At 47.8% G+C, this 18,921-nt stretch carries 12 protein-coding genes; 8 read left to right on the forward strand and 4 right to left on the reverse strand.

Annotated features, from left to right (window positions below):
* Positions 1-18 precede the first annotated feature (18 nt).
* The 7 genes from ppdK (at position 19) to AC4IFB_RS10270 (ending at position 13,463) form a co-directional block, all read left to right on the forward strand.
* Positions 19-2,784 carry a pyruvate, phosphate dikinase gene (ppdK, locus tag AC4IFB_RS10240; protein WP_490780116.1) on the forward strand — a complete coding sequence of 922 codons (2,766 nt, stop codon included), beginning with the start codon at positions 19-21 and terminating at the stop codon, positions 2,782-2,784.
* 165 nt (positions 2,785-2,949) lie between these two features.
* Positions 2,950-3,459: a hypothetical protein gene (locus tag AC4IFB_RS10245; protein WP_490780117.1), complete on the forward strand. Its 510-nt coding sequence runs from the start codon at positions 2,950-2,952 to the stop codon at positions 3,457-3,459.
* 801 nt (positions 3,460-4,260) lie between these two features.
* On the forward strand, positions 4,261-7,446 hold the full coding sequence (locus tag AC4IFB_RS10250; RefSeq protein ID WP_490780118.1) for an MMPL family transporter: 3,186 nt from the start codon (positions 4,261-4,263) through the stop codon (positions 7,444-7,446).
* A 319-nt stretch (positions 7,447-7,765) separates the two neighbouring features.
* Positions 7,766-8,236 (forward strand): hypothetical protein, encoded by a 471-nt coding sequence (locus AC4IFB_RS10255; protein WP_490780119.1) that lies wholly within the window; start codon positions 7,766-7,768, stop codon positions 8,234-8,236.
* Positions 8,237-8,350: 114 nt separating this feature from the next.
* Positions 8,351-9,460, forward strand: coding sequence for a hypothetical protein (locus AC4IFB_RS10260; protein ID WP_490780120.1), 1,110 nt, complete (start codon positions 8,351-8,353; stop codon positions 9,458-9,460).
* 1,079 nt (positions 9,461-10,539) lie between these two features.
* Positions 10,540-12,675, forward strand: coding sequence for a dihydrolipoyl dehydrogenase (lpdA, locus tag AC4IFB_RS10265; RefSeq protein WP_490780121.1), 2,136 nt, complete (start codon positions 10,540-10,542; stop codon positions 12,673-12,675).
* 86 nt (positions 12,676-12,761) lie between these two features.
* The gene (locus tag AC4IFB_RS10270; protein ID WP_490778401.1) at positions 12,762-13,463 is read left to right on the forward strand and encodes a hypothetical protein; all 702 of its coding nucleotides are present in this window, start codon (positions 12,762-12,764) and stop codon (positions 13,461-13,463) included.
* A 689-nt stretch (positions 13,464-14,152) separates the two neighbouring features.
* Here AC4IFB_RS10270 and phbB read toward each other — a convergent pair.
* From phbB to AC4IFB_RS10290, 4 genes are all read right to left on the reverse strand, one after another.
* Positions 14,153-14,902 (reverse strand): acetoacetyl-CoA reductase, encoded by a 750-nt coding sequence (gene phbB / locus AC4IFB_RS10275; protein WP_490778402.1) that lies wholly within the window; start codon positions 14,900-14,902, stop codon positions 14,153-14,155.
* 234 nt (positions 14,903-15,136) lie between these two features.
* Positions 15,137-15,508, reverse strand: coding sequence for a phasin family protein (locus AC4IFB_RS10280; RefSeq protein WP_490778403.1), 372 nt, complete (start codon positions 15,506-15,508; stop codon positions 15,137-15,139).
* Positions 15,509-15,719: 211 nt separating this feature from the next.
* On the reverse strand, positions 15,720-16,175 hold the full coding sequence (phaR, locus tag AC4IFB_RS10285; RefSeq protein WP_490780122.1) for a polyhydroxyalkanoate synthesis repressor PhaR: 456 nt from the start codon (positions 16,173-16,175) through the stop codon (positions 15,720-15,722).
* A 156-nt stretch (positions 16,176-16,331) separates the two neighbouring features.
* Entirely contained in the window at positions 16,332-17,516 is a 1,185-nt protein-coding gene (locus tag AC4IFB_RS10290) for an acetyl-CoA C-acetyltransferase (protein WP_490780123.1), read from the reverse strand.
* A gap of 291 nt (positions 17,517-17,807) precedes the next feature.
* On the opposite strand from AC4IFB_RS10290, the gene phaE reads away from it, so the two are divergent.
* The gene (phaE, locus tag AC4IFB_RS10295) at positions 17,808-18,899 is read left to right on the forward strand and encodes a class III poly(R)-hydroxyalkanoic acid synthase subunit PhaE (protein ID WP_490780124.1); all 1,092 of its coding nucleotides are present in this window, start codon (positions 17,808-17,810) and stop codon (positions 18,897-18,899) included.
* Positions 18,900-18,921 lie beyond the last annotated feature (22 nt).

Genomic DNA, 18,921 nt, shown 5'->3' on the forward strand with positions numbered 1-18,921 from the left:
CCAGGGGAGAACGACACCATGAGTCAAACAAGACATGTCTTTGCATTTCATGAGGGCGACGGTAAAAACAAAAAACTGCTCGGTGGTAAAGGAGCAAACCTCTGCGAGATGACCCAGTTCGGGTTAAATGTTCCTCCTGGTTTCGTAATCAGCACGCAAGCCTGTCTAGACTTTCTGGCGAACGAGGAAAAAACGCTTCCCGGTACATTGATGGACGATGTGCAGTCAAATATGCGTCAGGTCGAGAAGTCCACTGGTAAAGGGTTCGGTGACCCTGCCAATCCGCTGTTGGTCTCCGTACGCTCAGGTTCTGCCATGTCGATGCCGGGGATGATGGATACGATTCTTAACCTGGGTCTGAATAGCAAAACCCTTGAAGGGGTAATTGAACAGACGGGTGACCCACGATTTGGCTATGACGCCTATCGTCGATTCATTCAGCTATTTGGCAAAGTTGCCTTGGGTGTATCCGATGAGGCCTTTGATAAAGAGTTTGATGAAGTCAAGCAAAATGCCCGTGTCAATGAGGATGTGGGCTTGTCTGCTGATGATTTGAAAGAGATCAGTGAACGTTTTCTCAAGGTCTTTGAACAAGAGACCGGGCGCCCCTTTCCAGAGGATCCCTATGAGCAGCTGGAGATCTCAATCAAAGCCGTTTTTGGCTCTTGGATGGGTAAGCGAGCGGTCGATTACCGCCGACAATTCAATATTACCCCGGAAATGGCAAATGGCACTGCGGTCAATGTCTGTACCATGGTATTTGGTAATCGAGGTAATGATTCTGCGACAGGTGTGGCCTTTACCCGAAATCCGGGTACTGGTGAGAATAAACTTTTTGGTGAATATCTGGTAAACGCACAAGGCGAGGATGTGGTTGCCGGTATCCGAACACCTAAACCGATCGCCCGTCTGGACGAAGAGATGCCGGAGATGGCGAAGCAACTGGAAGAGTTGCGCCAAAAGCTGGAAGAGCACTACAAGGAGGTACAGGATTTTGAATTTACCATCGAACGCGGCACCCTCTACTGTCTGCAGACCCGCCATGGCAAGATGAATGCGACCGCAATGGTACGCACCTCTGTAGAGATGGTTGAAGAGGAGTTGATCAGTCGTGAACAGGCTTTGTTGCGTATCGATCCTGCCTATCTTGAACAGATGCTCTATCCTCGCCTTAACAATGATGTAAAGGCTGAGGCCATTGCCCAGGGGCTACCAGCCTCTCCTGGTGCGGCAAGTGGTATTGCAGTATTTGACGCAGATCGGGCTGAAATCATGGGCAAGGATCAGGGGCGGGAAGTTATTTTGCTGAGGGAGGAGACCAAGCCGGAAGATATCCATGGATTTTTCGCCTCGGAGGGTATCCTCACCAGCCGCGGCGGTAAGACTTCCCACGCAGCTGTGGTTGCTCGTGGTATGGGTAAACCCTGTGTGGCCGGTGCAGAAGGCATTACTGTTGATGTACAAAGACGAGAGGCTATCGCCGAAGGTACTGTGATCCGCGAAGGGGACATGATCACTATCGATGGCAGCAGTGGCAACGTCTATCTGGGCAAGATCCCAATGGTCGAGCCCGATTTTACCGAGGAACTGAACCGACTACTACGTTGGGCCGATGAGGTTGCCTATCTGAGGGTGATGACCAATGCGGATACCGAGACGGATGCCAAACGCGCACTAAAATATGGCGCCATGGGCATTGGACTTTGCCGTACCGAGCGCATGTTCAATGCAGTTGACCGTTTGCCGGTGGTGATAGAAATGATCGTGGCGGAAACCCCTGAGCAGCGTCAGGCTGCATTGGATAAACTACTGCCAATGCAACGAGGCGATTTCAAGTCGATTCTGGAGGTTATGTCTCCCAGACCAGTGACTATTCGTCTGCTCGATCCCCCTATCCACGAGTTCCTGCCATCAGAGCAGCAGTTGCTGCTTGACCTGGAAGAGTTACATCATCTGCGCAACTCAGTTCGCGGCATGAATGTCCTTGCCGGCAGCATGATGCTGTTACAGGATCCTGAGCATGCCAAACAAGAGGCTGACTCTCTACGTCACCTTGTAGATGAGAGTCTGGTCGAGAAGGCGATTGAAAAGAAGGAGACCATGCTACGCAAGGTTCGGGCCCTGACTGAAACTAATCCCATGTTGGGTCATCGTGGAGTTCGGTTAGGCATCACCTTCCCTGAGATTTACGGTATGCAGATCCGGGCAATCCTTGAGGCAACGGCGGAATGTGCCGCCAAAGATCTCGAAGTGCATCCGCAAATTATGGTGCCCCAGGTATGTACCGTTGAAGAGCTGAAACGGGTTAAACAGATGGTGGATGAGATTCGTAGAGATGTGGAGGAGAAATCGGGACAAAAACTCAATTTCCTTTTTGGCACTATGATTGAGGTTGTTCGGGCCTGTATGCGGGCGGACTCACTGGCGGATGAAGCGGAGTTTTTCTCATTTGGCACAAACGATCTGACCCAGGCGACCTTCTCTTTTTCTCGTGAGGATGCTGAGAATAAGTTTCTGCCGATGTACAACCAGAACGACATACTCAAAGACAACCCCTTTGAAGTGCTCGATGAGAAAGGTGTTGGGAAACTGATGAAGCTGGCAGTGGAGTGGGGACGTCAGAAAAAGACAGACCTCAGTGTAGGTATCTGCGGCGAACATGGCGGGCATCCAAGCTCCATCGAGTTCTGCCATAGAGCGGGGTTGAACTATGTCTCCTGCTCTGCGCCACGAGTGCCGGTCGCCAGATTGGCGGCAGCTCATGCCAGTCTGATCAACAAATAAGTATCTAGATAAGTTACTGGGCCAGACAGATTGTCGAACAAAACAGACCAGCTAGGATCTACAACTTAGTAACGGTGCATTTTGGCGGCGAGATGTTGGCCCATGACTTATTATGGTTATCCCCGACTTCCCTCTGCGTTCGGTAGCAAAAGTAATCTGAGCGCAATGCAGGATGCTGTTGATTATTTGAATGAAAAAGCTCAAGCCAAAATTCAGTTTAATGACGATGAAAAAGAGTTTCTAAAAGAGCTCTATGAAGCATTTGGATGGGGAGGATTGGCAAAAGGTATGCCGGAGGCGGCAGCGCTCGCAGATCATTATGTCAGTGGTGGTGGGGAACCACTTGAGATGGATTCTGAGCCTTATAAAGAGTCAGTGGTCGTAAATGACACTATGGATGCTATGAAATCCCATATTAAAGATTTAGCAGAAAATAATCAGATTGATAACGTATACGACTTTGAACCCTATTCTAAGGGGAGTAAGATTTCCGATCTGTTTTTAAATGAAAGTTTGATTCTAAAGCTACCAGATGGGTTGTCAGAATACATGGATTCTGGTTTAAGGATAGCTGAGCCGTTTAACTATCATGCAAAATGGACAGAGGTTTGGAGATGGTGCCTTGAAGCTCTTTTTATTTTCTTTATTGTTAATAGTTATCACTGCTTGTACTGATAATGACTGTGGATTTGATTTTGCAGCAGACCAAATACGCTTTGCTGATAGTGCAGAGAAGAATGGAATAAAATACTATCTCTACACAAGAACCGTAGGCTTTCAAGAAAAAACTGTGTTCTTCGAATTGTTTGACGAAAAACCGATTGACTACAATACTAAATTTTTTTAACGCTAGTTAAGCGTTACTTTTTTCCCGCTTGTTACGAAGGAATGCATGTCTCGCATTACTCTGATCCTGGCGCCAAAAAAAGTGTAACTTTGTTCAGTTACAATGAGCTTCTTAGATAAATAGCGATGTGGTGAAGTAGGGTGCGGCCCTGCCGCACCATAAGAGTGAGCCCTCCTTAGTTAGTGTCATTCCAATCAGATGCCAATTGTGAATCCATTTGTCTACCCATGGTGGAGAAGTGTATATCCTGCGCCACCAAGATAGACTCCATGTCGCCGGAGATCTACAAGTACCTTCACGCCTCTCTACACAGCAAGCCACAAAAGGATAGGTTGCCTGATGGCTTGTTGCCTAAAGCAAGCTGGAGGGTCAGAAAGGCAGAGGAAGAGCGCAGATTCGATAATTGCCAAGGATGATCTCTCCCTTATCGAATTGAACAATATATCCATAAATTGTATATGGAATTCGTACAACAAAGCGCTCTTCTCAACGGACTATAATTAGCTATGCTTGATTGACATACTCAAAAGCAGTGGGGTGTAACAAAAAGCGCATTTTGATTGAGGTAATTCAATCCACTCAGCTGGTCTGTGGATATAGACCTGCCGGCGGATTCGGGAACACTCCTCATGAGCAAAATCATCTTATCAGCTGCACGACATCCTGCCTGGGTAATCGCAGCACTCTGCTGCATAACGATTCTCGCCCTCACCCGTCTACCGAATCTCAATGTAGAGATCGCTGCTGAAGGCATGATGATCGACAATCCTCCTGCACTGGTCGACTACCAACGCACCATGAAGACCTTCGGCAGCGAGAATGTCACCATCATCTACCTTGAAGACCCGAATCTGTTTGAAGCTGAAAATCTTAGCGCAATAAGCCAGGTATTGAAGCGCATTGAGAAAATTCCTCAGGTGACACGAACAGTCAGCCTCTTCTCCGTACGCTATCTGCGTACAGTTGATGGCTATATTCATACTGATCCTTACCTAAGTTCCATTCCAGAGACCCGGCAAGACGCAGCGCTGCTGATAGAGGCCGCACTGCTCAATCCGTTAATCGAAAGAAACCTCCTCTCTGCCAGTGGTAGTGTCATGGCGATCAACCTGTTTTTCGATATGGAGAACTACCATCGCGGTTTCGATGAACAGGTTGCGCTGGCCTTGGATCAGGCGATCGAGCCACTGCAAAAACGTTTTCGCAAAGCTTTTCACTTGGGAGATCCATCGATCCGCTCCGCCATCTCCGAACAGATCCGTTCTGACCAGCTACTGATTCTACCGCTTGCCCTGGTGGTATTGATTACCACCCTGGCTATCACCCTAGGTAACTGGAAAGCCCCCCTGATACCTCTACTCACTGCAGGCATGAGTATAATTTGGATCCTCGGCTTGATGGCAGCCCTTGGCATACCGGTGAATGTTATGACCTCGATTGTACCGGTGCTGCTGATTATTGTGGGCTCAACTGAGGATATTCATTTGCTGTCAGAGTATCAGGCAGCGCTGCGAAAGGGCAAAAGCAATCAATTGGCACTCAGTCTGATGGCAAAATATATGGGCATGGCCATCCTTCTGACTTTTGCAACAACAGCACTGGGTTTTCTTTCAATTTCCCTTAATCGCATTGACCTATTACAGCAGTTTGGCTTGATCAGCGCCCTCGGACTGGCAATCAACTTTCTGATTACCATCACCCTGGTTCCCGCCAGTCTGCAGTTGGCCAGTGATTCCGGACTAAACACCCTATCAGCCACTCAGCGCCCCTATGCGCAATTTTCCTCCCACCTTTTTCAACAACTATCACGCTATCCGAAAGTCATCATCAGCTCAATTCTGCTTTTGATGTCGGTCTGTCTGATCTGGGCAACCCAGATCACGATCAACAATAACGTAATGGACTACTTTACCGAACAATCAGAGCTACCGGAACAGACCGAACTGTTACATCAGAATCTATCGGGAATGCAGGCCCTTTCTATCGTTTTGAGTGGCACCCAGGGCACCTTTCTGCAGGTACCCTATCTTGAGGAACTGCGTAGATTACAGGATTATCTGGAAGAGACGGGGCAATTTGACAAAAGCTTCTCCTTTGCCGATTTCATTGCAGTGGTTCACAGCGGTATCGACAATGAGTGGCCAGGCACCATCTACCTCCCAGCACGTAACGAAGTCGTCAAAGAGTATATGTCCCTGTTGGATCATGAGAACGCTGCAAGTTTTGTCTCGGCAGACTACAGCCAGGCACGCATACTGGTACGTCACGCAATCGGCTCTTCCTACCAACTGAATGCAGTGGTTGATGAGATAAAAACCTATGCGGGTGAGTGGATGGATCCGACGCTGAAAATCACCATCACCGGTGGCAGTTATCTCAACAGCCAGGCAGTGGATCACATGGCTGATGGTCAGGCGAAATCACTGATCCTGATGCTGTTGGTAATCTTTTTGCTGGTAGCCTTGCTGTTCATGAATCTGAAGGCAGGCATCATCGCTGTAGTCGCCAATGCATTTCCTATTGTGGTGCTGTTCGGCATCATGGGCATGACTGGCATTGCACTAGATACCGGCACAACCATGGTTGGCGCCATCGCCCTGGGTATCTGTGTTGATCACACCATGCATTTCATGGTGCGATACCAACGCTTGGCGATCGATTTTCGCTCTGAGTCAGATGCACTACTCCAGGTCATCCAACAGGAGTCAACGCCGATCATGGCCACGGCACTGGCGCTTGCTGCAGGTTTTCTCACGCTGACCTTTTCGAACTTCCCACCGGTGTCAATGTTTGGACTGTTGAGTGCCATAGTCATGTGTCTTGCACTGGTTGGAACTTTTATATTGATCCCTTTAATGCTCCGCAATACACGACTTATATCAGTATGGAGTGTACTCTCGCTTCACTTGAGGCGAGATGTACTTGATAAGTGCCCGCTGTTCAAAGGAATGCGACCCTGGCAGGTAAGAAAACTGGTCGCCCTTAGTCGGATCAGAGAGTATCAGCCAGATGAAGCGATTCTACAGCAGGGGATGAACTACGATACCATGCTGGTATTACTGAAGGGAGAGGCTGAGGTTTGGCATACACGTCGTGATGGCTCCACCTTTCATGTCACCACTTATCAACCCGGTGGCGTATTTGGCGTAACATCCCTGGTTTCCAACCGTCAACGTCAGGCTGATGTTGTAGCTGTTGGAAAGGTGCAGGCCCTGTCATTCAGATGGCATAGCATTCACCGGATCGCTCGGCTCTTTCCCCGCATCGCATCCCGCTTCCATGAAAATCTCTCTACAACCATCGCAGGTCGACTGCTGCATATGCCTTATGATCTATCCTATCAAGATGAAGTGACTGGCCTTTATAGCGCCACATTTATTCAAAAGTTGTTGGACTTTACCGCAGATAAAGCACATCGATATGAGGAACAACTCTGCTTGATAATTCTCAGAATTGAAGGGGAGGATTTCATAATAGAAAACCATGAACGACAAGTGCTTCGATGGCTATTTCGTGAGATCACTCAAACAGTAAATCAAGTCTTACGAAAAGTTGATCTTCTCTCCCGCTGGGGGACGGGAGAATTTATCATTATATTACCTAGAACAGATCACAACACACTGGATGAGATTGCCTGTCGCCTGAAGTCCAGCCTAAACAGGATGGATTACGGTGTAACAAAAGGCGTGACCATACAAGCGCGCTGTGCACACCTAAGGAATGGTGATACAGCGGAATCACTGATAAATCGCGCAAAATCCAATCAAGCTATTTGGCAATTGACGCAAGCGGAGAGTAGAGAAATAAGCGCCTGATGACAATAAGGGATATCAAAATAGCCTACAACGATGGCACGATGCATGTCATCTTTGAGCAGCTGGACTTCATGTCCAAGCTGGTGACGCTGGTACCCAAGCCACGAGTTAACCTGCCCCGATTCCACTGCGTATTATTATGGGCTTACTGCCCTCACCCTACGTGCCAGCCTTCGGCTGTTCGGAATCGTTCCAAACGATTTTGTCGCCCCTAACAGCAAATGCCGCACTGAAGTAACGCCTGCTGGGGAGGGAAGGGCAACCCATCTTAATCGGAGGATAAAAACCACTGAACTGCATCATCAGGCCATGACCTGTTTTGTGCTCCAGCAAAAGCGGCAATGGCAATCACGTTACGCCAATCGATCATCAATACTATGTGGCGCCGGATTTTGGTGAGAATGAATCCATTGAGATTGATGTCTACTCTCCAGCTGATGGCACAGTGAGTAGTATTCAGCACATGGGGAATTTCAATAATGATGACTACCGCTTCGTTGTTGATCATGCAGAAAATCTGCAATCGATCTACATCCATGTTGATAATCTTTCCGATAAACTGGCTGCCTACGCTCCGGCAGATGCCTCAATCTCAAGCGGTCTGGTTAAGTATGACCTGGTCAGCTACGACTACTACGACAATGGCATACCCTGGGACAGATCAAGTTTCAGCCAGGTATTGACGATGGACAACTACACATTCATCGATGCAGTGGTATTGGTTCAGCTGAGGGTTGCTGAATATACAGAGCAGCCCACTAGGGTTATCACTAGTATCGAATGGTGTTAAGTAATTGCTATATTGAACGCTCGAAAAGGTGAGCGCATGGTTAGCAAAGATAACTATGACTGACTGATTGTTCTGGTGTTGTCTTGTGACTGTGTCTAAAGGGAGTTAATGATAATGACTGATTCAGCTGGTGGTGTTGGTGGCGGTGGCTCAACAGGCTCAATGGGTGGTGGATCAGATGTAGGTGGATCCGAGTCCGGTTCCTCGCTTGGTGACGGCTTGTCTGGCAGCAGCTCTCTATCGGACTCTCTCACAACAGGTGAACAACTTGCTAACAGTCCAACTACAGAAGATGGCTTGAAAGATTCAACAACACCGTTGGGCTCAGCGCTCAATTCATCGACCACGACAGATGCATTGGCTGATAACAGTGCGAAATCACCCAAAGACAAACAGGCAGCTAGTGATCAAGGCAAAACTAGTCGAGCCTCGGACATTGCAGGCAATGTAATGACAGTAAGCACAGCTGCCGTGACTGCAGTAGCAACTCATGTGCAGCAAAAAACAATACAGGGGCCTGTGGAGCATGCAATCGAGCGGTTGGAAGCAAGTAAAGACCCGGCGCAAATGGCTAAAGCCGAAACGCTACGGGATGCGAATAAACCGGGTGGCTTGAAAGGGTCAATTCACCCGGATGCGGTTGAATATGATGTCGATAAAACCATTGCGGCCAGAAACCAGGTTCTAAGTGACAAATCTGTAATCGGTAACAAATTAGCCAATGATCTCAGTAAAGTCTCCAAGAGTATCGACTTGGCAGAATCTGTAGCTAAAAAAGCCGGGGTGGTCGGTATGGTGGCCGGGCCAGTCATAGGCTCTGTTTCAGAAATATCCAAGCTGGATGAGAATGCAACAACCGCAGAACAGATAACAGCAGGTATTGTTGGGGCGGTTAAAACTGTTGATAATGCTATTGTTGGAGTGACAACTGGTGCCTTTGTCGGTCTGGGTACATCGTTGACCGGACCTGGGGCAATAGTAGCAGCGACCTCTGCTGGTATGGTTGCAGAATCAGCCTACAAATCTACAGGGACTGATCAACAGTTTGATGATTTTATCGATAATTCTGTCGCGCCTGTCGTACAATCCGGTGTGGAGATAGGCCTGGATACAATCGATTCTGCGGTCGAATTAGGCTCACAAGTAGTAAATGATATTCAAGATACGGCAAGCGATTATTACAGTGATTGGTTTGGTAGTAACAATGGAAAAGTACAACCTTGAACATGATCTGATCGATGTTGAATTGGGGCGCTCCTCATGAGTCAGGCCCTAAAAGGTTACTTTGAGCGTTTCCGTCAATACCACTACCTGGGGTATCTCAGGCACTACTACAATGCAGCAAGACATCCCCATCCGATTCGGTTTATAGTTTTTTTTATCCTCGGGGCGATCCTTGTTTTCAGTCTGGCAATAGTTAGTACTTTCGCTATCTTAAACAATACATTCCAGGGTGACCCGATCATATTTTATAGCCTCACTTCGTTATTGTATCTAATTGGGTTCGCTGGGGTTCCAACAATAGTTCTTTGGATTCAAGGGTATCGTCACAGGGATACAATAACTGTTTCGGATATACCGGATAATCTGCCAAAAAGTTCAGGCAAAGAAATTTGGTATATTATAATTCTCCTCTCTCTAGCACATGCCATACGAAAAATTCTGGGATGGTAGGTAGTAAGCAGATTTTTAAAAGAAGAGAGTATAAGAGAAGAAGAAAAAAGTTTTTACCCTGTCGTGGGGTGGCTCCTGTAATATTTTCTCACTAAATAAGCATGTAATATTCCTTGCTTCTGCTCGCTACGAAGGGATGCATGCCTCACGCTGCCAGAATCCTTGCACTATCACAAGCACTCTTCACCCTGCTGAATTATTGAATCCAGGTTAAATCGCTAGGCCATTAGTGTTGTGATGAGGTAGGGTGTGGCCCTGCCGCACCATAAGAGCGAGGTCTCCTCCGAAGTTCACCTTACTAGCCACAATAACCCGACACTCAGGGTTACATGAATGGCTCAGATCAACGCATGGATCGCTCCCCGCAAGAAGAGCTCTTGGGCTATACATTGGTAGGAGGCTCAATACTGAGTTAAGGACACCTCTATTAAATGCTTGTGCCCTCTGTGTGACCTGAAGCCATTCATATAGCCCCTAACCAATTTGGCATCATGACAGTCCGTTGTGTTACGGAATAGTTATGGCCAGGTTAGTAAGTGCCATTCCTGTCAGATACTAAATGTGAATCCATCTGCTAGGCTGAAGCGTAGTTCTATAACAAAAATCAATGCTGATTAGGAATTGGTCGTATGAACTCACGCAAGCTTGCACTCTTTCTGGTTATTGCTGTTGCAGTGATCCTCTTTTTTGTATTCGATCTCGATCGATATTTGACCCTTGAGTATTTAAAGTCGCAGCGGGATGCCATTGTCTCCTGGAGAGAGGCTCAGCCTCTGCTGGCAAGTATCAGCTTCTTTGTGGTCTATATTGCAGTCACTGCATTGTCACTGCCTGGGGCGGCAATCATGACTTTAGCAGTGGGCGCAGTGTTTGGGTTTCTCTGGGGTTTGGTGTTGGTCTCATTTGCGTCTACGATTGGAGCCACATTGGCATTTTTGATTGCCCGGTTTTTGCTGAGGGACAGTGTCCAGGCAAGATATGGAGAGCGACTGAAGGCAATTAACGAGGGTATTGAGAAAGATGGCGCTTTCTATCTGTTTACCTTGCGTCTGGTACCCATCTTTCCATTTTTTATAATCAATTTGCTGATGGGTTTAACGCCTTTACGCAGCTGGACTTTTTACTGGGTCAGTCAGCTCGGTATGTTGGCAGGAACGATTGTCTATGTTAACGCTGGCACACAATTGGCAACTATTGAAAGCGCCTCTGGGATTCTCTCTCCAGGCTTGATTGGCTCGTTTGTGCTACTGGGCTTGTTTCCATTGCTGGCGAAAAAAATCGTGGCGATCATCAAGCAGAGACAGGCACTCAAAGGATGGGAGCGTCCTAAAGTATTCGATCGTAATTTAGTGGTTATAGGTGGTGGTTCAGCAGGTCTGGTCTCTGCTTATATCGCAGCAGCGGTTAAATCCAAAGTAACATTGATCGAGAAACACAAGATGGGCGGGGATTGCCTGAATACAGGGTGTGTTCCCTCGAAGGCGTTGATTCGTAGCTCCCGAATCCTCAATCAGTCCAGACGTGCGAAAGAGTGGGGATTCGACTCTATTGATGTGAAGTACGAATTCAGTGAGGTTATGCAACGGGTAGATCGGGTGGTGAAGCAGGTTGAACCCCACGATTCAGTAGAGCGTTATACCAAGCTTGGGGTGGATGTAGTTGAGGGGGACGCTCGAATTACCTCACCCTACAGTGTTGAAGTGAATGGCATTGAATTTCGTACGCCAAATATTATTGTCGCTACTGGCGCCAGACCCTTTGTACCACCAATCAAAGGTATCGATGCAATCGACTATTTGACGTCAGATAATCTTTGGCAGCTGCGAGAGCGACCCAAGCGGTTACTGGTGCTCGGTGGTGGTCCCATTGGCTGTGAACTCTCCCAGGCATTCGCTCGCTTCGGTAGTCAGGTCACCATTGTAGAGATGATGCCAAGATTGATGATCAGAGAGGATGAGGATGTGGCAGATCTCGTTGCACAGCGCTTCCAGGAGGAGGGCATTCAGCTTCTGGTCGGACACAAAGCGGTTGAATTCATTCAGGAGCAGGGAGAGAACGTGCTTATCTGTGACTATCAGGGGGAGTCGGTTAATGTAACCTTTGATCAGGTCCTGGTTGCTGTAGGGCGTAAACCAAATACCAACGGGTTCGGCCTGGAGGCGTTGAATCTGGCGCTTAACCCCAATGGCACTTTGCAGACAGATGAGTATCTGCAAACCTCCATACCATCGATCTATGCCTGTGGTGATGTGGCGGGTCCCTATCAGTTTACTCACACTGCGGCACACCAGGCCTGGTATGCCGCGGTAAATAGCCTGTTTGGTCTGTTTCGACGATTCAAGGTGGACTACTCGGTGATTCCCTTTGCAACCTTCACCGATCCGGAGGTAGCCCGTGTAGGACTCAATGAGCTGGAAGCTGATCAGCAGGGCATCGAATATGAGGTAACTAAATTTGACCTTTCAGAGCTGGATCGGGCGATAGCCGAAGGGGAGACCTCCGGTATGGTCAAAGTATTGACCCCACCGGGGAAGGATAGAGTGCTGGGTGCAACAATTGTGGGTGAGAATGCAGGTGAATTGATCGGTGAATTTACTTCTGCGATGAAGCATGGTTTCGGTCTGAACAAAATACTTGGAACCATTCATATCTATCCAACACTGTTCGAAGCCAATAAATATGCAGCTGGCGCATGGAAAAGGGCACACACTCCGGAAAAACTACTCTCCTGGGTTGAGCGTTTTCACAGTTGGCGGCGTGGGTAAATAGAGGGCATTCTCCGACAACCGGTGATCTGTGATATTCTTCTGATTTTAATTCGTTGATCGATTTTTTGATGGGGTGAAAAACCATGCTGTTGCGTCGCATGATCACGACACTTCTGTTAATGCTCTCAACCGTTAGTCTCGCTGATAGTTATGCTTGGCAGGGAGCATTGCAAGATGGGAGTCATATAAACATCGACCCTAACACCAATAAGGTAACACGTACTGCTGAGGGGGTGAGTTCTCCCCTATGGGATGGTGTCCATAGTTTGGACAATGGTGCGGTTATTATTGTGAGGAACGGGGTGGTAATCAAAGATGTTGCAATAATCGAAGCTCAACACGAGCAGGAGCGTGACAGGCTCAATGCGGCCTGTATGCAACTGGTGAGAAAAGTTTGTGGAGAGCACAATGAGTGCAGCTCCTACCCATCCTGTGATCCTGCCCGTCAATTATTGGCAATGGAGCGTGAAGAACTGAACGAAAGTTGGGCTGGTATGGTACTTGAAACTTCCACCCACTGTCTGGAAGGGTTGGGTAATGAGGATTTTTTCAAGCCCTGTACGCAGAACAACTCAGGGGAGAAGACGCCCTGTGAAAAACTACAAACCAAGGTTTGTGGTAAAGGGCAACAGTGCGCTGAGCGAGAGTCATGTAGTGCTGCAAAGCAGTTGGTCTCAATGGAGAAGCAAGACAAATTCAGTGTTCCTGGTGGGTTCACCTATGCAACAGCACAATGTCGTGATGTCTTAGTATCAGATGACAGCTTTTTTAAGGGTTGTGAATAGTTTTTTAAGGGCGAGCACTCCTAAGGTGGATATCTACATCGACTATCTACCATAACTGTCGGTTTGAGAATAAAAAATGGATGCGTGGGGTAGCGCAATGAAGTGTCGAATTTCTTAACACATTGCTCTATAAGTGGGGGCTAGCGTTATCAAATAGCTAGCGAACATTTGTTGAATATTACCGAAAAACGCTATAAATCTGACAGTTAGAGCGTCGAAAAGCTTTACAATACACCAGGAATCTACTTCTACTCGTTACATATATTGATGTAAATCATCGAGTTTTTTCTTGTGGCACCGATATTGCGTATATAGAAGTAGAGATAACTGTAGGAGAATTAAGATGTTACTCAATAAAAGCTTACAAGCCTGGCCTGAAGATCCTGCATGGCCTGATCCATTTGGTGACGATCCTTACGACATCAAGCGTTGATTCTATGTTCTGGTTAGTAAAAGCTCTAAATATCTGATTTTCAACAACTAGCAGCGGTGATTGCCAAGCAATCCTGTAATTGTCTTCGAAAATATTTCTCGACTGACCACCCAGTGAATCAGTCCTGAGTTATATAGCCAGCCTGCTCTCCTCTCCCTGAACCAGTCATACAAACCATGAAACATCTTCTGTATGGGCAAAAAAAACCCGGCAGTGGATGCCGGGTTAAAGAATCACTCGAGGGAGAAGTGATAAACTAGTGAATAAAAAGACCACCATTGACAGGTAGGTTTGCACCTGTGACATAGGTACTTGCGTCATCAGCGAGAAATGCCACTGCTTGTGCAATCTCTTCTGGTTGACCCATCCTGCGCATTGGAATGCCGCCAACAATAGCTTCGCGGACGTCATCTCGCATTGCTGCAGTCATTGCGGTTTCAATATAACCAGGAGATACAGTATTCACAGTCACGCCTTTTGCTGCACCTTCATAGGCCAGAGCCATGGTGAAACCGTGCATGCCTGCCTTAGCTGCTGAATAGTTGGTCTGTCCAAACTGTCCACGCTGACCGTTGACAGAAGAGATATTGATAACACGTCCAAAACCCTGATCCACCATGCCGTTCCAAATTGGGCGGGTGACGTAGAATACGCTGTTGAGATTGGTGTCGATGACTGCATCCCACTGGTCGGAAGTCATCTTCTTCATGGTGGTGTCCCGGGTAATACCGGCGCAGTTTACGAGAATATCAACCTGACCAAATTTTTCGACAATCTCACTCATCAGAGCTTCGCCACCTTCAGGAGTGGAAACATCACCTGCAACGACATCAATCTGAGCACCTTGATCCTGTTGGCTCTGTTTCCAGGCATCAACTTGATCGGTTTCTGCAGGATGGCAAGTAGCTACAACTTTGGCACCTTCCTGGGCTAGACGCAGGCAGATTGCGGTACCGATACCACCAAGACCACCAGTGATAACAGCGATTTTGTCTTTACAGCTCATTATTCTATTTCCTCAATTTGGAATAACAGGAATTCAACAGTTCGAAAAATTGAAATTTAAAATGCCACCTTTTCACCCAGCATAGATGCCTATGTGTTCAATGTGGTGAATGAACAGTCTTTCGATAAAGACTGGATTGGTGGAATGATTCATCCGTCTACAATCTACGGACTTTAAAGAAATAAAACCGGCGCACCAGGCGCCGGTTTTAACAGCACGAAATCCAGGGCTGGATTAGGCAGCCTTTTCTGCTGCTTTGCTGATCTGCTCGTTGGCAGTAGCCAGGTTGCTCTCGTACCAGCTACGTACTTCTTCACCGGTTTTCTGGCTCATCTCTACTGCTTCACGGGTCTTGTTCATCATCTCTTCACCCAGTTTACGGGTCATGTCCATCTGGCCGCGAACGACTTCGTGGTAATCTTTTGCTTCAGAAACAAGCTTCAGCTGGTCCATGCTGGTTGTCATCAGGCTGTTGAAGGTGTTCATCTGTGCTTCCATAACCTGGTTCCAGGTTTTCAGGCTGATGTCGGTCAACTGACGAATACTATCGTAACCGGTAGTGTTGAACTCGTTGATCATCTCGATGCTCTCTTTTGCGTTTGCCATGTTGTGCGCTCCTAGTTGGTTGTGCGTTGCAGCATTGTTGCAGTGCAGCATATGGCAGTTTCGGGAGCTTGTCAAGAAAAATTGTGCGCCGCACAAAGATTTTTTTGTCTGTAACTGAGGTGGATCTGGTTGGCTAATCAGTTATATTATTATTACTAATAAAAACAATGGGTTATATTTCAATGTGAATTGAGCTGAATTAGCTCATAGGCTACTTATCTTCCTTTTTTGAAGCTGAAAAACCAGCTGCAGCAAAAAAATCTTTCTGCATATCCGACCACATTTTCATGTTGTTTTGAGCCAGGTTGGTCATTGCGCTAAATGGATCTTCACCCATATTCTTCTTGATCTGTTCCTGCTGTGCTGTGAACAGCCCCAGACTCTGCTCGAGGTAGTTACCGAAAATACCCTGCAGCGTGCCGCCATAGAAGCGGATGATTTGAGAGAGCATATCGGCGGTGAAGAGTGGTTTGCCACCAGATTCACTCTCCAGAATGATCTGTAGCAGTATGGAACGGGTGATGTCATCTTCAGTGGTGGAGTCGATAACTTTGATCAACTCACCGCCGACAATCAGCTGACGGAGTTGGGTCAGAGTGATGTATTTACTCTGCTCTGTATCGTATAAACGACGATTGGGATATTTTTTAATAATGCGATCTGACATATTTCTGCTGCTATGGCTGATAATTCGATCCGACCAGTTTACAACATTCTAAGCATTGAACAGAATGATTCTTTGGATTGAGTGAGGAAATAATGACTTGTGTGTGAGTAAGCGCCTCCCCCAGGAGGCTGATAAGCGCTCCGGGGGAGTCGTCAGTTAGACTTTTTCGACTGCCATTGCGACACCCTGACCGCCACCGATACAGAGGGTTGCCAGTCCTTTTTGGCTGTTACTCCGCTTCATTTCATGCAGCAGGGTGACCAGTACTCGACATCCGGAGGCGCCGATTGGGTGACCCAGAGCGATAGCGCCACCGTGAACATTTACCTTCGCCTTATCCCAGCCCATCTCTTGATTGACGCACATGGCTTGGGCTGCGAAGGCTTCATTGGCTTCAATCCTGTCCAGATCATTGGTAGTCCAGCCAGCCTTCTCGAGACATTTTGTCGAGGCAGGGATAGGTCCTGTACCCATAATTGCAGGATCAACACCTGCTGAGGAGAATGCAACAATCCGGGCCAAGGGGGTGAGACCTAATTCCTGGGCTTTACTCTCAGACATAACCAGTACCGCTGCAGCACCATCATTCAGTCCTGAAGCGTTACCGGCAGTTACAGTGCCCTCTTTGGAGAAAGCAGGGCGCAATTTGCCGAGGGATTCAGCGGTGGTTCCGGCACGAGGGAATTCGTCACGATCGAAAACCAGTGGCTCACCTTTGCGTTGAGGAATCTCAACAGGGACGATTTCGTCATTGAAAACCTGGTCGTTGAGGGCGCTCTCTGCTTTCTGTTGGGATGCAGCGGCAAACTCATCTTGAGCTTCCCGGCTGAAACCGAACTTGTCGGCAATGTTTTGAGCAGTAGTACCCATGTGGTAGTTATTGAAGGCATCCCACAGGCCATCCTTGATCATGGTGTCGACCAGTTTCCAGTCACCCATTTTGCTTCCATTACGAGAGTTGGGCAGGACATGTGGCGACATGCTCATATTTTCCTGACCACCAGCCACAACAATCTCGGCATCTCCACAGGCAACTGCCTGCATTGCCAAGTGGACAGCCTTCAGGCCGCTACCGCAAACTTTGTTGATGGTGAGGGCAGGGGTCTCTACCGGAAGGCCGGCTGCGATACTTGCCTGGCGCGCAGGATTCTGGCCTGTTCCTGCGGTTAGCACCTGTCCAAGAATTACTTCATCGACCTGATCAGGCTTAACGCCACTCCGTTCCAGCAAGCCTTTAATGACGGTAGCACCAAGTTCATGTCCTGGGATTTTGGCCAGGCTGCCACTGAATGTACCGATGGCGCTACGGGCTGCTCCTACGATGACTATGTTTTCGCTCACGTTGGGTAATCCTCATAATTTTTAGTTTATTGATCTCTGTCAGTCTCACTCAAAGACAGACGCTTGGCGGCTTTGGATAATCGCACTGCACCATGATTAGGCCAACCGTAGATTATGTTTTAACAAAAAATGTTGCAGCGCACAAATTTTATTGCTAGCTTAGTGGGTATGAGTGTTCACTGCTGGGTTTTTATAGTCCTTTGTCTTTAATCAGACAAGCTTATGTGACAAATAGCAGTTCAACCCAAATGAGACACAAAGACCAAAGTGACATAACGACGAGACAATACCATGAGTGAATCAGCGTTTTGGAATGATGATTGGATGAAAGTCCAGCAGCAGTATTGGGAGAACTGGACTGATATGAGCCGTAAGGCGATGGGTATGGAAGCACCTAAATCTCCCATTGAAAGTGCAATGGATCACTGGTGGCAGGCGGTATCCCCCTCTACCAGCGATATGACAGGTAACTTTATGGGCAAGATGATGGAGCAGACTAAAAGCTACTTCCGCCTGGCTGAGGGTTACTACGGCAATGCCCAGAACAGTACTAACTGGATGGATGCTGCGAATCGTACTGTCAGTGACCTGCAAAAGATGTTCTCGAACAGTCTGGAGGGTGTCTTTAACGGCACAGAGAGTGCTGGCGACGACGCCATGCACAAAATGATGGCATTTTGGGAAATGCCGATGGATAACTGGCAGAGGATGGTCTCCTCCCTCTCTATAATGCCTGGGGATTTGTTGAGAAATATGCCGAGTCAGGATGGCCTGGAACGCTTTCTGAGCGCCCCCGGACTTGGCTATATGCGCGAAGAAGAGGGTCAGTATAAAAAACTCACCAATTCTGTGATGCAGTATCAACGCAATCTGGGTGAGTACATGCAGTTCTTTTCCAACCTGGGATTGCTCTCCGCCAATCGCATGAAGGATAAGATCCAGGAAGTGGCAGAAAGCGGCAAACAGATCGATAGTGCCCGCGGACTATACGATCTATGGGTCAGCAGTAGTGAAGAGGTTTATGGCGAGCAGGTCATGACCCCGGAATACGCGAAGATTCATGGCTCTCTGGTCAACAGTCTTATGAAACTGAAGCAGCGCATGGGACATGTGGTTGATGAAACTCTGGGTGGATTGAATATGCCAACCCGTCGAGAACTTCGCACCCTTCAGGATCGTTTGCAGGAGTCCCGTCGTGAATCCAAGTCGATGAAGGCTGAGATCGAATTGCTCAAAGAGCAGATGATTGAATTACGCTCGATGGCAACCAGTAAGCCTAAACAGGCTTCTGCGGAAGCGGCAGTGAAACCTGCGCCTGCTGCCAAGAAAAAAGCCAGCGTGAAAAAGAAAGCCACAACCAAAAAGGCTCAGCCTAAAAGCTGAAGCACCCGAACTTTATCACTGT

The organism is Candidatus Thiodiazotropha sp. AKIB8 (assembly GCF_058244675.1).

Excerpts from the sequence above, each read along its gene's own strand:
- ppdK (WP_490780116.1), top strand. The coding sequence starts at position 19 with ATGAGTCAAACAAGACATGTCTTTGCATTTCATGAGGGCGACGGTAAA.
- AC4IFB_RS10245 (WP_490780117.1), top strand. The coding sequence starts at position 2,950 with ATGCAGGATGCTGTTGATTATTTGAATGAAAAAGCTCAAGCCAAAATT.
- AC4IFB_RS10250 (WP_490780118.1), top strand. The coding sequence starts at position 4,261 with ATGAGCAAAATCATCTTATCAGCTGCACGACATCCTGCCTGGGTAATC.
- AC4IFB_RS10260 (WP_490780120.1), top strand. The coding sequence starts at position 8,351 with ATGACTGATTCAGCTGGTGGTGTTGGTGGCGGTGGCTCAACAGGCTCA.
- lpdA (WP_490780121.1), top strand. The coding sequence starts at position 10,540 with ATGAACTCACGCAAGCTTGCACTCTTTCTGGTTATTGCTGTTGCAGTG.
- AC4IFB_RS10270 (WP_490778401.1), top strand. The coding sequence starts at position 12,762 with ATGCTGTTGCGTCGCATGATCACGACACTTCTGTTAATGCTCTCAACC.
- phbB (WP_490778402.1), bottom strand. The coding sequence starts at position 14,902 with ATGAGCTGTAAAGACAAAATCGCTGTTATCACTGGTGGTCTTGGTGGT.
- AC4IFB_RS10280 (WP_490778403.1), bottom strand. The coding sequence starts at position 15,508 with ATGGCAAACGCAAAAGAGAGCATCGAGATGATCAACGAGTTCAACACT.
- phaR (WP_490780122.1), bottom strand. The coding sequence starts at position 16,175 with ATGTCAGATCGCATTATTAAAAAATATCCCAATCGTCGTTTATACGAT.
- phaE (WP_490780124.1), top strand. The coding sequence starts at position 17,808 with ATGAGTGAATCAGCGTTTTGGAATGATGATTGGATGAAAGTCCAGCAG.